The following is a 16,190-nucleotide window of genomic DNA, read 5'->3' as shown; positions in this document are numbered from 1 at the left end:
CTCAGCTATGCGCAAAAATGTCCTGCTCGTCCCATCCCATCAAATCCAGTTTGGCGCGGGTAGGCAAAAACTCAAAGCAAGCCATCGCCTCTTCTGCTCTCCCGTCCCGTTCCAGACGCTGCTGGAGAATGGTTCGCAGGCGATGCAGATAAAGAACATCGGAGGCCGCATATTCCAGCTGTGCCTGACTGAGCTGCGGTGCACCCCAATCTGAAGACTGCTGTTGTTTGGAAAGGTTGATTTCCAGCAGTTCACTGCAAATCTCTTTCAATCCGTGGCGATCCGTATAGGTGCGTACCAGCCGGGATGCGATCTTGGTGCAGAAGACAGGTTTCGGCATGATGCCAAACGTATGAAATAGAACTGCAAGGTCAAAACGTCCGAAGTGAAAAATCTTGGTGACGGCATTATCGCCCAGCAGCCTCTCCAAATTCGGAGCGCTTTTCTGTCCCTTATCGATCTGGATAACGTCCGCTGTACCATCGCCAGGTGAAATTTGAACGACACAAAGCCTGTCGCGATGCGGATTGAGACCAAGTGTCTCGGTATCGATGGCAACCGCATCGACCTGATAGTTGCTCAGGTCAGGCAGGTCATTGCGGTGAAAGCGAATGGTCATATTCTTTTCCTGTTTATTTCGCGAGGGCGTCGAGAATGCGCGCCCAAGACCGCTGGCCTTTGTGGAATGAATTCAATTCATATTTCTCATTCGGAGAATGAATCCGGTCATCTTCGAGGCCATAGCCTACGAGCAAAGATTCCATGCCCAGCATATTCTGGAAGTCACCAACAATCGGAATTGAGCCACCCATTGCAATCAGCACTGCCGGGTTTGGCCATTCATCGCTCAGGGCATTTTTTGCCTTGGAAAGCAGCGGCGATTCGTAGGAAAGTTGGATGGCGGGTGATCCACCATGCTCATGGAACTCAACTGTGCAATCGGCAGGAACACGCGCTTGGACAAAGGCGCGGAAAGCCTCGCGGATTTTCGCCGGATTTTGCTTGTGGACCAATCTGAACGATACTTTTGCAGAGGCTTGGGCCGCAATGACGGTTTTGAACCCTTGTCCCGTGTAACCGCCGGTTATGCCATTAAATTCGGCGGTCGGACGCGCCCATATCAGTTCAAGGATTGAACGGCCCTGCTCGCCTGATGGTATAGAAAGACCAACAGGACCAAGGAAGTTTTCCGGCGTGGCATCAAGCCCTTCCCACATCTGCAATATTTGCGTGGGTGTTTCTTCAACGCCATCATAGAAACCAGGGATTGTCACCGCGCCATTCTCGTCATGAATATCAGCGAGAATTTTAGTAAGGATGCGGATCGGGTTTGCCGCTGCGCCGCCAAACATACCGGAATGCAAGTCCCGGTCGGCCGCTTTGACAATAATCTCTTCGCCAACTAATCCGCGCAGCCCGACAGAAATCGCAGGCGTTTCCGAATCCCACATTCCAGTGTCGCAGACGAGTGCAAAATCGGCCTTCAGCTCATTCTTGTGTGACTCAAGAAATGGCTTGAGAGACGGCGAGCCCGATTCTTCTTCGCCTTCAAACAGAATGGAAATCTTTATCGGCAATTGGCCATGTACCGCTTTATAAGCACGGCAGGCTTCAACAAAGGTCATCAACTGGCCCTTGTCGTCAGATGTGCCGCGACCGGTCAGAATTTTGCGGCCATTGCCCATGTCCTTGATCGCAGGATCGAATGGATCGTTTTCCCACAATTCGAGAGGATCGACAGGCTGGACATCATAGTGGCCGTAAAAAAGCACATGGGGAGCATCTTCGCTAGGGCCAGCATGATGTGCGACAACCATCGGATGCCCCGGCGTGTCGCGTATACTTGCTTCAAATCCAATCGATTGCAGATCAGCTACCAGCCATTCAGCGGCTTTGCGACAATCCACTTTGAACGCCGGATCAGTTGAAATGGACTTGATTCTCAGCAGATCAAAAAGGCGCTCCAAGCTCTTGTCGAGGTTTGTATCAAGCGCATTCAAGACAGGTTCGAGAGCTGACATAATATTTCCTGAGTTCATTGACCGGGATTCGTGAAGGGAGCTCTTCTTAGCGTATTTTCAAGCCAACGGCACAAAAAAATGGCAGGGCGGCACGCTATAAAAGAAATGGCCGCCTTGGCGGGGGGACCAAAGGCGACCAGATCACTACTACACTCATTTGCAGCCACCCTGGAGAGGGGAATGGGAGGCTGCGACACTGGTGTCAGGCGGGGGACGAGCCTTAAAAACCAGCGATCGATCTAATGTCGATGAACTGGATTTGGGGGGTAAACCGTGGCAATTCAAGGGCACAGAAGATTACATCTTTGTAACAAAGGCGTGAAGCGAAATTAACGTCAGGATGCCCACAGGAGTCGCTGGAAACAACACAACTCGTCATTTCCTTTTTTACCATGTTCATTTATTTCTGTTGCCATGAAAAAAGGTGATCATCTCTTCCTCGTCGACGGCTCCGGCTATATTTTCCGCGCCTACCACGCTCTTCCGCCCCTGACGCGGAAATCGGATGGCCTGCCGGTCGGCGCCGTTTCAGGTTTTTGTAACATGTTGTGGAAGCTGTTGCGGGAAGCGCGAGACACGTCTGTACGCGATACGCCCACACACTTCGCAGTAATTTTCGATTATTCCTCGACCACCTTCCGCAAGGAAATTTATCCGGAGTACAAGGCAAACCGCTCTGCCCCTCCGGAAGACTTGATCCCGCAATTCGGTTTGATCCGGCAAGCAACGAAAGCCTTTAATCTGCCGTGTATTGAGAAGGAAGGTTATGAGGCTGACGATCTCATCGCCACCTATGCCCGCATGGCAGAAGCTGTGGGAGCAGAAGTTACGATTATTTCATCAGACAAGGATTTGATGCAGCTCGTTACGCCGCTGGTGTCCATGTATGACAGCATGAAGGACAAGCAGATCGGCATTCCTGAGGTAATCGAGAAGTGGGGCGTGCCGCCCGAAAAAATGATTGATCTACAGGCAATGACGGGCGATTCGACCGATAATGTTCCTGGAATTCCCGGCATCGGACCAAAAACAGCGGCGCAGTTGCTGGAGGAGTTTGGTGATCTTGATACGCTGCTTGCGCGTGCCGGAGAAATCAAACAGCAGAAACGACGCGAGAACATAATCCAGTATGCCGAGCAGGCATTGATATCCCGCCAGCTTGTGACCCTGAAAACCGATACGCCCATTGACGTAGGTCTTGAGGATTTCGGACTCGAGCCTCAGAACGGACCAAAGCTGGTTGCATTTCTCAAATCGATGGAATTCAACGCCCTGACACGTCGCGCTGCCGAGGCAACCGGAGTGGACGCCAGCGAAATTGAAGCTGCCAACCTTAAGATTGAGGCCGTCGCCGAAGCCCGCGGCCCGGATCTAGATAGTGCTGGATCTGATGCCAACCCTGAAGGTGCAACCGCATCAAGCCAGATGGTTGTCTCCAGCAAACCGCCATCATCAAACGTGTCCGCTACACCTGCTGACCTTGTAAAGGCTCGCACCGACGAAGCGTTGTCAGCCAAAATTGATCGCAGCGCCTACATAACGATTCGCGATGTTGCCTCGCTGCAAATCTGGATTGATGAAGCCATGGCGTCGGGTATCGTCGCTTTCGATACGGAGACAACATCCGCCGATCCAATGCAGACCGAAATTGTGGGCCTGTCCCTCGCCACGCGGCCGGGCAAGGCTGCGTATATTCCAATCAATCATAAATCACGCGACGGCGATCTGCTTGGCGGTGGACTGCTTGAACATCAGATTCCTGAAGCAGAGGTTTTCCGTCTGTTGAAGCCGATGCTTGAAGACGCATCGGTTCTCAAAATTGCCCATGCCATGAAGTATGAGTGGCTGGTCATGCATCGTCACGGCATTGATCTTCATCCGGTCGATGACACCATGCTTATTTCCTATGTGTTGGATGCTGGCGAAGGCCACCATACCATGGATAGTCTGTGTGACCGATGGCTGGGCCACAAGCCTTTGTCTTACAAGGATTTGGTCGGCTCTGGTAAATCCTCACTCACATTTGACAAAGTTGAAATAGAAAGAGCCACCGAATACGCCGCTGAGGATGCAGACGTTACTTTGCGGCTATGGCGGCTTCTGAAGCCTCGGCTTGTCGCCGATGGCCTCTCCTCGGTTTACGAGCGGCTCGAACGGCCCCTTATTCCTGTGCTCGCCCGTATGGAGGAACGAGGGATTTCTGTCGACCGACAGATTCTGTCTCGCTTGTCAGGTGATCTCGCACAGTCAGCAGCGGCTATCGAGGACGAAATCTACAAACTTGCAGGAGAGAAGATCAATATCGGGTCTCCCAAGCAGATGGGTGATATCCTGTTCGGAAAAATGGGGCTGCCGGGGGGATCGAAGACGAAAACTGGGCAGTGGTCAACATCTGCTCAGCTTCTCGAAGACTTAGCCGCTGAGGGCCATGAACTACCTCGCAAAGTCGTTGACTGGCGCCAGCTGACAAAGCTGAAATCAACTTATACCGACGCCCTTCCCGGCTACATTCATCCCGACACCAAGCGGGTCCATACGTCCTATGCCATGGCCGCAACCTCGACAGGGCGTCTGTCGTCATCAGAGCCCAATCTGCAAAACATTCCGGTTCGCACCACCGAGGGGCGCAAAATCCGTACGGCCTTTATAGCCGCGCCCGGTAATAAGCTGATATCGGCAGATTATAGCCAGATCGAACTCCGCGTGCTTGCACATGTTGCGGAAATTCCACAGCTGACTCAGGCCTTTGCCGATGGCATCGACATTCATGCCATGACGGCTTCTGAAATGTTCGGCGTCCCGGTGGAAGGCATGCCTTCGGAAGTGCGACGACGCGCAAAGGCCATCAACTTCGGCATTATCTACGGTATTTCCGCATTCGGGCTTGCCAACCAGCTCTCCATTCCGCGCGAAGAAGCCAGCCAATACATCCGGACCTATTTTGAACGCTTCCCGGGGATCAAGGATTATATGGAAGCGACGAAAGCCTTTGCCCGTCAACACGGCTATGTCGAAACCATTTTTGGCCGCCGTGCGCATTATCCTGAAATCCGCTCGTCAAATCCGCAACTGCGGGCCTTCAACGAGCGAGCCGCAATCAACGCACCGATCCAAGGCTCGGCAGCCGATATTATTCGTCGTGCTATGGTGCGTATGGACGCTGCATTGAAAGACGCGAAACTCACAGCGCGCATGCTGCTTCAAGTGCATGATGAATTGGTTTTCGAGACCATTGAGGATGAGGTGGAGGCAACGCTTCCCGTCATTCGCGAAGTGATGGAAAACGCGGCCATGCCAGCAATTGCGTTATCAGTTCCACTACAGGTGGACGCACGTGCTGCGCATAACTGGGAAGCGGCGCATTAGAGCGCTTCCCAGTTACTGCAAAGCGTCCAATGCTTTGCGCTGGGCATGCATTTCAAGGAAGATTCGATAGTCGCGATCAAGGCGCTGACGCGCTGCCGGATCAGGTCGACGGACATGCCCGCCCTGCTTCATCGCTGTGCAGGCCGAAGGTAGATCAGCATACACGCCCGCAGCCGCCGCAGCTACCATCGCTGTGCCAAGGAGCACCGCGTCCTCCGCCGCAGAGGTTATAACCGTACAGCCGGTCGCATCGGCATAAAGCTCCATAAGCAGCGGGCTCTTGATGTGGCCGCCAGTGACATGCATCGTGTCGATTGCGTAACCCTTGTCATTGAACGCATCCAGAATATGGCGCACGCCGAGCGATATGCCGATAGCAGTACGCCAATAAAGACGGCACAGGCTGTCGAAGGATGAATCAAGTGTCAGACCACTGATAACCCCGACCGCATGCGGGTCAGCCAGCGGCGAACGGTTTCCATGGAAGTCGGGCAGGACGTGTAAACGATTTGCGAGATCCGGCTCGGTTGCACGAAGCTCCATGATACGTGCTGTGATCTTTCTGTGCACATCGCCACTTGGCTCGCCTCCAGCCCCATGCCAGCGGATAATATGGTCAAGTAAGGCACCAGTTACGGATTGACCGCCTTCGCTCAGCCAAACATCTGGAAGTGCAACGCCGTGATAGGGGCCCCAACCACCGCGAAACGAGATCGGCTCCCGGGACAAGGCCATCAGGCAGCTTGACGTTCCAGCTATCAGCGCAAGATGGCGATCAATCTGTGAAAGATCGCCAGCAAAGCCACCTAGAACGCCAAGCGAGCCGGCGAATGCATCAATGAGTCCGGCTCCTACATGACAGTTTGGCGTGAGGCCCAACTCTTTTGCCGCTTCGCTTGTCAGTGCGCCTAAATCCGTTGCCACAGGACTTGCGACGTCCGGAAGATTGCCGCGTTCAATCAAGTCCTCCAAGCCGATTGCTTCCAGATAATCTACCTGCCAGCCCTGCTTTTCATGCGCGAGATAGGTCCACTTACAGGTTAACGTGCATTGCGACCGCGCCAACGATCCTGTTGCTTTCCAGCTCAAATAATCGGCCAGATCAAAAAAATACCCCGTCTTGTTCCAAGTGGTCGGCAAATGACGCTTCAACCACATCAATTTTGGCGTCTGCATTTCCGGCGACATGACACCGCCCAGAAAATCGAGGACTTTGTGGCCCGTTGCCGTGCATTCATCGGCCTCGTCCAAAGCGCGATGATCGAGCCAGACAATTGTATCCCAACGCTGCTCGCCAGATGTTGAGACGGTAAGCTGCTTGCCATGGGTATCGCGAACGACCAATGAACAGGTGGCATCAAAACTCAAGCCCACCACATCTGCAGGATCAATTTTAGCCGCCGCAATCGCGCCTTGCACAGAAATACATACAGATTTCCATATATCTTCCGAATCGTGCTCGGCATGATCACCCATTGGGCGATTCATTAAGATTGGGTGCTCCACGCGGCCCAGAAGGTTGCCATTTGCATCCAGAATGCCCGCACGGGCGCTTCCTGTACCAACATCTACAGCGCAGACAAATTGCGGCATCAACGAACTTTCAGTACGGCTTCCTACGACTTGAGTAGGTCAGGCAATTGCAACATGTCGTCGAATATAAGGTCTGGGCCAAGAGACGCAAGCGTTGACTCCAGCCTGCCACCGCGGGAATGCGTCCCGCCCGTAAATGCGAAAACGCGCATACCCGCCGCTTTGGCAGCTTGTATACCTGCTGGACTGTCTTCGATCACCACACATTCAGCCGGATCGACATTCATTATGTTCGCAGCAAATAAAAACAGGTCTGGAGCGGGCTTGCCATTCTTGACCATAGTGGCGCTGAAAATATGCGGATCAAGCAGGTCGATGAGCCCGGTCAACCTTAGCGATAAACGAATGCGTTCTGGCTGGCTCGACGAAGCAACACAGCGGCGCTGTGGCAATTTCTTCAATGTATCAGCGATGCCGGGGATGGGCTGGAGATCCAATTCGAAGCGCGAATAGAGATGGGTCCGCATTTCGTCGAGGTCGGCTTCGCTGGCAGCGAAACCGTATTCTTCGTGGAGAATCTTGCTAATGGTCGCCATGCTTCGACCAAGAAAACGATCATAGGCATCATCTTCTGACATGGTGACACCACTTTTGGCGATCATCTCCAGCAGCACCGCTATGGAGATAGGCTCACTGTCGACCAGAACGCCATCGCAATCGAAAATAATAAGCGAGGGATCAGCCATTAGAGTTTATTTTCAAGATAGAGTTCCAAAGTTTCGCGTGCTCCCTTGTCCCATAGTGTCCGGAGAATACGCGAAAATGATTCGACGAAAACCGGTGCTGTCCCTACATCGCCAAAAATATCTGTCATGGCAAGGAATGCCTTCGGATCGCCCCTTGCCTTCAAAGCCTCGATCTTTAATCGCTCAGCGCTCGCATCCAGATAGTCGGTCGGTTTACCACTATCAGTTGTCCCTGCACAGAACCGACACCAAAGCGCAGACACCAGGGATAGGCCGGTAATGCTGTCGCCTGCCCTCAACCTGTCGGCAGTCGTCGGCAAAATGAATTTTGGCTGGCGGTTCGATCCATCCTGGCAAAGTCGCTGGATGGTATCGCCGATTTTTGGATTGGAAAAACGCCGGATAATAAGATCAAAATACTGATCGAAAGGCATATCAGGTACGGGTGGCAACACCGGAATGATCTCTTCGCGCTCAAGCTTCGTTAGAAAATTGCGTATCAATGGCTCTTCCATCGCTTCGTGAACAAAATGGATGTCCATGAGTGAAGCCGGATAGGCGATTGCCGCATGTCCGCCATTGAGAATGCGTATTTTCATTAATTCATACGGTGCAACATCTTCGACAAACGTCACCCCGACCTTTTCAAGCGCAGGACGACCAGTTGGAAAATGATCCTCGAGCACCCATTGCTTGAACGGTTCGCAAAATACCGGCCAATTATCTTCAACTCCAAATTCCGTTGCCAGGAAGTTGCGCTCGCGGTCGGTTGTTGCTGGTGTAATACGATCCACCATGCCATTCGGGAAAGCCACATTTTGCTTCACCCAATCTGCAAGTACAGGATCAATCAGCGCCGCCAATCCACAAATGGCATCGCTGGTGACGTGGCCATTGCCTGGAATATTGTCGCAAGACATAACCGTAAAAGCAGGCGTGCCCTCGCTGCGCCGACGAATCAGGCCAGCCAAAATCAAGCCGAAAACGGTTTTCGGGCTGTCTATATTGGCCGCATCTGCCGCTATGGCAGGATGTTGCGGATTGAATTTTCCTGAGGCCGGATCAATAAAATAACCGCCCTCGGTAATGGTCAATGACACGATCCGAATTTCAGGATCAGCAAGACGAGCAATTGTGTTTGCAGCGTTACCCGGCTGAATATAGTCGATCATTGATGATGTGACATATGCTTTGCGATGCCCGCTGTCTTGTTCAACTACAGTTGTAAGCCAGTCTTGGTCCTTGAGTTTCTGACGCATGATTTCATCGGAAGGCAGGACCCCAGCACCAACCAGACCCCATTCGTGATCCGTCCCTGCATTGAACAACTCATCAAGATAAGCCGCCTGATGTGCACGATGAAAATTCCCGACACCAAAGTGAATAATCCCGGCTTTCAAATCCGATTGCTTGTAACTGGGTACGCTGACATTGGCCGAAAATTGGGGCAAAGCGTTCTGCGAAAGTTTAATTGTCATCGGGATCAACCCTTCTTTTCATTCATGCTGCAAGCGTCCATCACGACCGACTTACAGTCAGCTCATCCAGTTGCCGCCATCGACATTGTAAGTTTGTGCGACGACGTAATCGCTATCACTTGAAGCCAGAAAAACGGCCATGCCAACGAGATCGTCTGCGGTGCCCATCCTGCCGAATGGTACAGCTTCGCCAACGAGTCGCTTCTTTTCTCCACGCGGCCTGTTCTCGTATTTTGCAAAGAGGGCATCCACGCCTTCCCAGTGCTCTCCATCAACGACACCGGGCGCAATGGCATTCACGTTGATGCCGTGCTTGATAAGGTTGAGGCCTGCCGATTGGGTAAGACTTATTACTGCTGCCTTCGTTGCACAGTAAACAGCGACAAGCGGCTCTCCGCGGCGTCCCGCCTGGCTGGCCATGTTAATGATCTTGCCGCCTTTTCCGCGAGCAATCATGTTTTTGGCAACGGCTTGCAGTGTGAAAAGTGTTCCTGCAAAATTTACTGCAAACAATTTATTGTAGCTATCGCGGGTGATATCGACGATTGGCGCGAGATCGAAAAGCGCTGCATTATTGATCAGGATATCGACGCCGCCAAAATGCTCGACCGTTTTGGTAACTGCCGCATCGATGGACTGCTGATTGGTCACATCAAGCCGGACCGCAAGAGCCTTGTTGCCCAGGTCAGTTGCGGTTTGCTGCGCGCGCTCCAGATCGATGTCAGCAATTACCACATGGTCTATGCCTTCACGTATATAAGCCTCTGCAAATGCGCGGCCGATACCTCGTGCCGAACCTGTGATAAATGCCGTCTTGCCCGCAAGCCTGCTCATTTCGAGTGCCTATATGGCTTGGCCGTTTGCATCAAAAAGATGCAAACGGGATGGATCAGGTGTCAAGTACACTGACTGCCCATGTTCCGTAGCGAAATCGCCATCTGTGCGCACCGTGATCTTTCCGGTATTCTCGGTCTGTACATGGATAAATGTATCGGACCCGAGATGTTCGGTTACTCCAACAGTGCCTTTCCATAAGCCCTCAGTTTTGGAAATTTGGACATGTTCCGGCCGTACACCCAACGTTGCCGCATTGTGTTTTGCAGCAGCTGGCCCTTCGACCAAGTTCATGCGCGGTGATCCAATGAACCCGGCTACAAAGACGTTTTTCGGGCTCTTATAGAGTTCCAGAGGCGATCCCACTTGCTCAATGCGACCTGCATTCAGCACCACGATCTTATCTGCCATTGTCATGGCTTCCACCTGATCATGCGTCACATAGATCATGGTGGTTTTTAGCTGATGATGTAGATCGCTGATTTCGAGACGCATATTGCCCCGAAGAGCCGCATCAAGATTGGAAAGCGGCTCGTCAAATAGAAACGCCTTCGGCTGACGCACAATAGCACGGCCGATAGCAACGCGCTGGCGTTGACCGCCCGATAGTTGTCCAGGCCTGCGATCGAGATAGTTTGTCAGATTGAGGATATGTGCTGCGTCCTTGACCTTCTTGTCGATCGCGGACTTTTCCTGGCCATCCATCTTCAGCGGAAAAGCTATATTCTGGTAGACGCTCATATGCGGATAGAGCGCATATGACTGAAACACCATCGACAATCCGCGCTTGGCTGGCGCTTCGTTGGACATGTCTTTACCGTCGATAACGATACGCCCACCGCTCAAATCTTCCAGACCAGCGATCATGCGCAGCAATGTTGATTTTCCGCAGCCGGATGGTCCTACAAAGACAACGAATTCGCCGTCATTGATTTCAAGATCGATTTCCGGAATGACCGAAGTGCTACCGAATGACTTCGATACTTTTTCAAGTGTTATGCTTCCCATAATATTGTTCCCATCTCTTTTGGCGAAGCCAAAGGTCAGAAATTATTTGACGGCGCCAAAGGTCAAACCGCGAACCAATTGCTTCTGGCTGAACCAGCCCATAATCAGGATCGGGGCGATTGCCATGGTGGACGCAGCCGACAACTTTGCCCAGAACAGCCCTTCGGGGCTGGAATAGGAGGCGATGAAAGCTGTCAGTGGCGCAGCATTTGCGGCTGTTAGGTTGAGCGTCCAAAATGCCTCATTCCATGCCAGAATGATGTTCAGCAACATTGTCGAAGCAATGCCGGGAATGGCCATGGGCGTCAGCACATAGATAATCTCTTTCATCAGCGATGCGCCGTCCATACGGGCAGCCTCGAGTATCTCGCCTGGTATCTCCTTGAAGTAGGTGTAGAGCATCCAGACAATGATCGGCAGATTGATCATGGTGAGAACCGCAACAAGGCCGAGACGCGAGTCGAGCAGGCCCCAATCGCGGAAGATCAAGTAGAGCGGAACAAGCACGCCGACAGAAGGCATCATTTTGGTGGATAGCATCCACATCAAAATATCCTTGGTGTGTTTGGTTGGCGAAAAAGCCATCGCCCAAGCGGCCGGGATTGCCAATACGAGGCCGAGCAGTGTCGAGCCGACCGAAATGACTATCGAATTCATAACATGCTTGCCGTAGTCAGACCGGCTCTGCACTTCGTGATAATTTTCCAGCGTCCAATCGAAGAACAGGAATTGAGGCGGCGTTGCCACGGCCGTTCCTTCCGTCTTAAAGCTTGTAAGAAACGTCCACAGGATCGGGAAAAAGATCAGGAACCCGATACTCCATCCAATTATTGTAAAGATGAGTTTGCGTTGCGTGGTAACGGACCGAGCCATTTTTCTACCTCTCCAGGTTCTTGCCGATGAGGCGAATGAGGAAAAAGGCAACGATGTTGGCGAGGATGACCGCCACAATACCGCCAGCGGAAGCTCCACCCACGTCGAATTGCAAAAGCGCTTGTGAATAGATCAGATATGCAATGTTTGTGGTCTGCAGGCCCGGTCCCCCATTTGTGGTCACCAGAATTTCAGCGAAAACACTCAGCAGGAAAATGGTCTGAATCAGAATAACAACGGTGATCGCGCGAGCAAGATGCGGAAGGACCAGATAGATGAAACGCGATATCGGTCCGGCTCCATCCATTTCTGCCGCTTCGATCTGCTCGCCATCCAGCGACTGCAATGCTGTCAACAGGATAAGCGTTGCGAATGGCAACCACTGCCATGCAACGATCAGGATAATCGAAAACAGCGGAACCTGCGCAAACCAGTCCACAGGCTGAAACCCGAAGGATCGTGCGATCCAGGCAAACAAGCCGTTGACGGGATGCATGAGCATATTCTTCCAAACCAATGCCGAGACGGTTGGCATAACGAAGAATGGCGCGATGACCAGAAGGCGGACAATGCCTTGGCCCCAGAATGGCTGGTCCAGAACAATCGCCAAAAGAATGCCGCCAATCACCGTGATCAGCAATGTTCCGCCAACCAGAAGCAAGGTATTGCCAAGGGCAGTGAAGAAGGCGGGATCAGTCAGAAAATACTGGTAATTGAGAAAGCCGACATATTCTTCGGTTCCCGGCATCAAGAGATTGTAGCGCAGGAATGAAAAGTACAGCGTCATGACAAGCGGCACGATCATCCACAGGAACAAGAGGATGACGGCGGGCGACATCATGATACGGGCAGTTGCGCGTGTCTGAAGCGTAGCCATGGTCAGGATCCAATACAGCGATCATTGAAAATGCAGATGAGCAAAGGAGGCCCGGGCGGCTCCGGCATTTGCGCCGAAACCGCCCGGAGCCAGGAGGATCTACTTGATGTAACCGCCCTTCGTCATTTCGCGGGTTGTCAGTGCCTGTGCGCTCTGCAAGGCCTGATCAACGGTTACAGAACCGGCAAGCGCCGCCGAAAACTGCTGGCCCACTGCCGTGCCGAGCCCTTGGAACTCGGGAATGGCAACGAACTGACCACCCGTATAAGGCACCGGCTTGACGGTCGGCTTGCTTGTATTGGCTGCCGTCATGGCTTCGAGCGTAATCTTGGCGAAAGGCGCAGCCTTCTGATATTCCGGATTGGCATAAAGCGACGTGCGTGTGCCGGGCGGAACGTTTGCCCAACCTTCTTTGCTCGCAACCAATTCCGTATAAGCCTTGTCAGTCGCCCAGGAGACGAATTTCTGTGCTGCTTCTGCCTTTTTCGTACCGGCAGGAATGCCAAGATTCCATGCCCATAGCCAGTTGCCGTGGTTCTCCACGCCGCCCGTGGGGAAGAGGGCGTAGCCCACCTTATCTGCAACCTTCGATTCTTTCGGATTGGTCACGAAGGACGCCGCAACTGTAGCATCGATCCAGATGCCGCATTTACCAGTCTGGAACAGGGCAAGGTTTTCATTGAAGCCGTTCGATGAAGCACCGGCAGGTCCGGCTTCCTTCATCAGGTCGACATAGAATGTGAGTGCCTTTTTCCATTCCGGCTGATCGAACTGCGGTGTCCACTTTTCATCGAACCAGCGCGCACCGAAGGAGTTTGCCGTTGCCGTCAACAGCGCCATGTTCTCGCCCCAACCGGCTTTACCGCGCAGGCAAATGCCGTAAGTCTCGGTGGACTTGTCGGTCATCTTCTTCGCAGCATCAGCGATCTGGTCCCAGGTCGGCTTTTCAGGAATTGTCACACCGGCCTTTTCAGCCAGATCCTTGCGGTACATCACCATCGCGCTTTCGCCATAGAATGGCGAGGCATAGAGCTTGCCGTCAACGGAAACAGCATCGCTGATCGATGGCAGAAGATCGGCCTTGTCATAATCCGCACCCAGACCGTCAAGCGGCAAAAGCCATCCCTGCTTGGCCCAGATCGGCACTTCGTACGTGCCGATTGTCATCACGTCATACTGGCCGCCTTTGGTGGCGATATCGGTTGTGACGCGCTGGCGAAGAATGTTTTCTTCCAGCGTTACCCATTCGAGCTGAATGTCCGGATTTTTCTTGGTGAAATCTTCGGTCAGTTTCTGCATGCGAACCATGTCGCCATTATTGACCGTGGCAATGGTCAATGTCTCCGCATGCGCAAAGCTGACCATCGCCGCGACAGAAACCGCGCCGAGCAGAAGCGTTCTCTTAAACATTTCATTCCTCCCGAATGTTATGAGCAATTGCTTGTATTGTGGGCAAATACTCACACATGGGCGAAGTTAGTCAAGGGCAATTCGTCGCTGCAGTGCACAATGAAAGGGAATTTAGTCGGCGAGCAGTGCCTCGGCGGTGTGCTCGTCGGTAATCAACCCATTGATAAGACTGCCCTTGAGGGCGGCCGCTATGCCGGGCATCTTCTTTTCGCCTTTGGCGATGGCAATGACCATGGCCGTCTCACGGGAAGGAATAAGGGCGCTGGCAACGCGCTCATTGGTCAATCCTTCAATAGCAATACCATTGCGATCAAAGGCACGCCCGACGATTTCAAACACCGCACCCGCCCGCTGCAAGGTCTGTAATTCGGCGCGGGAAATAAATCCGTCGACAAAAAGCGGCGCGTCATCCCCCAGATCGCCAATGCCGATAAAGGCGACATCCGCCTTGGCCGACAATTCCAGCACGGAGCGGATCATTGGCTGACTGTGCAGCAATTCGCGCTCTTCGGGTGAAGAGGCGATGACAGGCAGCGGCATGGGGAAACTGCGCGCCTTTATCTTTTCGGCAATATTGAAGATGACGTTGTAAAAGGCAGCCGAACCATCCGGCGCGATATTGCCCGTCAGCGACACCACCTTGTGTTGCGGGCAATCGATGGGCGACAACATTTCAATGGCAGCCTTTAGCGTGCGTCCGGTGCCGATACCGACAACCACCGGCGCTTCCGTCTTCAGCCAGCGCGTCATTTCCGCCGCCGCTGCATCGGCAACACCAAGCGTGGTCGAGGTGGAGCCGGGATCAGTCGGCACCACTTCCGCCATTTTCAAGCCAAAGCGCTTTTTCAGCTGCGCCGCCAGATCGAGACAATGGGCAATCGGATGATCAAGCCGAACCTTGACCAGCCCTTCCGAAACAGCCAACGACACCATGCGCTGGGCCGACTGGCGCGAAACGCCAAGCTTTGCGGCAATCTCATCCTGCGTATTGCCGGCAACATAATAGAGCCAGCCCGCGCGCGCCGCATCATCCAGCTTGGTGTTGGTAATTTCGGGCTTACTCAATTCTCTGCCTCATCTTGTGAGACTGGGATTCCTGTTACGCGTGGTTCGACAGGCTCACCATGAGGAATTGTGGCAGGCTCCCTCCCATCTTTGGCAGGCACTTCCTTCCTCATCCTGAGCTTGTCGAAGGACGCACCCTTTGCCTTGTGCCCGTCGGAATGGCCAAGATCACGCTCCGGCCAGACAATATCGCGCAGCTTCTGCTTCAAAACCTTGGCTTCCGGAAAGCCACCATCGCGCTTGCGCTCCCAGATAAGGTCGCCATTAACGTGGATTTCGAAGATGCCGCCTGTGCCGGGAACCAGCGCCACCTCACCCAGATCAGCGCCGAATGTGGAGAGCAGCTCCTGCGCCATCCAGGCGGAGCGCAGCATCCAGCTGCATTGCGTACAATAGGTGATGGTGATGCGCGGTTTCGTGGTCATGGCTCGACTTCTAGCATTTTCTCGCCGGGATGTAAGGTGCCGTCGGGCGCGACGAGCGGGTTGTAACCGGATTTCAGAATAGCAAGCATCTTGGGTACGGCCGCGCGTGCCCGCTCCGCCATCTCCACCGTGCCGCAAAGCGGAAAAAGCACGACAGGATAGTCGTCTTTCGGGAAAAAATCGCGCCGTCCTATACAGCATTGTTTGCGGCGGCAGGCGGGCTTGTTGCAAATCTTATGGTAGCCAAGTGCCGTTGCCATGGCCTGAAACAGCGAGAGCATCACCACATAGCGACGGTGGGCGCGCTTTTGTCCCTCTATATCGGCAGCATATTGCTCATCTGTCTGTTGCGGATGTCTTGGCTGCAACGTGAAGGGCAGTTCCGGCAGCGGATTTGGTATGAATGAGCAAAATGGCACCAGATCATCCTCCGAATATTTTTTGCGCTTACCCATGCTGATTTTCTCCGTGCTTTTACCTTGCCACGCCCGCTTTTGCGTCTGGCTATTGAGATGGTGGGAAAGACGGGCGGTCATCGAAGCGCGTCTTTGTAG

Annotated in this window: 13 protein-coding genes and 1 pseudogene; 1 reads left to right on the top strand and 13 read right to left on the bottom strand. The window is 53.2% G+C overall.

The window, feature by feature from the left end:
- Window position 1: 1 nt before the first annotated feature.
- Complete coding sequence (locus tag V9K95_RS22590) at window positions 2-619, bottom strand: ribonuclease D (RefSeq protein WP_336442294.1); 618 nt, start codon at window positions 617-619, stop codon at window positions 2-4.
- Window positions 620-632: 13 nt separating this feature from the next.
- Window positions 633-2,021 (bottom strand): M20/M25/M40 family metallo-hydrolase, encoded by a 1,389-nt coding sequence (locus V9K95_RS22585; protein WP_336442293.1) that lies wholly within the window; start codon window positions 2,019-2,021, stop codon window positions 633-635.
- A 414-nt stretch (window positions 2,022-2,435) separates the two neighbouring features.
- On the opposite strand from V9K95_RS22585, the gene polA reads away from it, so the two are divergent.
- Window positions 2,436-5,387 (top strand): DNA polymerase I, encoded by a 2,952-nt coding sequence (polA, locus tag V9K95_RS22580; protein WP_336442292.1) that lies wholly within the window; start codon window positions 2,436-2,438, stop codon window positions 5,385-5,387.
- A 12-nt stretch (window positions 5,388-5,399) separates the two neighbouring features.
- On the opposite strand, the gene V9K95_RS22575 is transcribed toward polA, so the two are convergent.
- From V9K95_RS22575 to V9K95_RS22525, 11 genes and pseudogenes are all read right to left on the bottom strand, one after another.
- Entirely contained in the window at window positions 5,400-6,980 is a 1,581-nt protein-coding gene (locus V9K95_RS22575) for an FGGY-family carbohydrate kinase (protein ID WP_336442291.1), read from the bottom strand.
- Window positions 6,981-7,003: 23 nt separating this feature from the next.
- Window positions 7,004-7,666, bottom strand: coding sequence for an HAD family hydrolase (locus V9K95_RS22570; RefSeq protein ID WP_336442290.1), 663 nt, complete (start codon window positions 7,664-7,666; stop codon window positions 7,004-7,006).
- Complete coding sequence (locus tag V9K95_RS22565) at window positions 7,666-9,144, bottom strand: mannitol dehydrogenase family protein (RefSeq protein ID WP_336442289.1); 1,479 nt, start codon at window positions 9,142-9,144, stop codon at window positions 7,666-7,668. Before V9K95_RS22565 ends, V9K95_RS22570 begins: the two co-directional genes overlap by 1 nt.
- A gap of 57 nt (window positions 9,145-9,201) precedes the next feature.
- Window positions 9,202-9,978, bottom strand: coding sequence for an L-iditol 2-dehydrogenase (locus V9K95_RS22560; RefSeq protein ID WP_336442288.1), 777 nt, complete (start codon window positions 9,976-9,978; stop codon window positions 9,202-9,204).
- Between the two features lie 9 nt (window positions 9,979-9,987).
- Complete coding sequence (locus tag V9K95_RS22555) at window positions 9,988-10,986, bottom strand: ABC transporter ATP-binding protein (protein ID WP_336442287.1); 999 nt, start codon at window positions 10,984-10,986, stop codon at window positions 9,988-9,990.
- Between the two features lie 42 nt (window positions 10,987-11,028).
- Window positions 11,029-11,859, bottom strand: a complete 831-nt coding sequence (locus tag V9K95_RS22550) for an ABC transporter permease subunit (RefSeq protein WP_115051588.1) — start codon at window positions 11,857-11,859, stop codon at window positions 11,029-11,031.
- 4 nt (window positions 11,860-11,863) lie between these two features.
- Entirely contained in the window at window positions 11,864-12,736 is an 873-nt protein-coding gene (locus V9K95_RS22545) for an ABC transporter permease subunit (protein WP_115051589.1), read from the bottom strand.
- Between the two features lie 99 nt (window positions 12,737-12,835).
- Complete coding sequence (locus V9K95_RS22540; RefSeq protein WP_115051590.1) at window positions 12,836-14,146, bottom strand: ABC transporter substrate-binding protein; 1,311 nt, start codon at window positions 14,144-14,146, stop codon at window positions 12,836-12,838.
- A gap of 111 nt (window positions 14,147-14,257) precedes the next feature.
- Window positions 14,258-15,211 carry a sugar-binding transcriptional regulator gene (locus V9K95_RS22535; protein ID WP_115051591.1) on the bottom strand — a complete coding sequence of 318 codons (954 nt, stop codon included), beginning with the start codon at window positions 15,209-15,211 and terminating at the stop codon, window positions 14,258-14,260.
- A gap of 152 nt (window positions 15,212-15,363) precedes the next feature.
- A pseudogene (locus V9K95_RS22530) lies at window positions 15,364-15,636 on the bottom strand (SelT/SelW/SelH family protein); the annotation flags it as partial.
- A partial coding sequence (locus V9K95_RS22525; RefSeq protein WP_336442286.1) for a hypothetical protein occupies window positions 15,633-16,190 on the bottom strand: 558 nt, incomplete at its 5' end. The pseudogene V9K95_RS22530 and the gene V9K95_RS22525, both read right to left, overlap by 4 nt.

Source organism: Phyllobacterium sp. CCNWLW183 (genome assembly GCF_037203775.1).
GTDB lineage: Bacteria > Pseudomonadota > Alphaproteobacteria > Rhizobiales > Rhizobiaceae > Phyllobacterium > Phyllobacterium ifriqiyense.
Note: the sequence above shows the minus strand (reverse complement) of the source record. Positions and strands in the feature narration are given on the sequence as shown.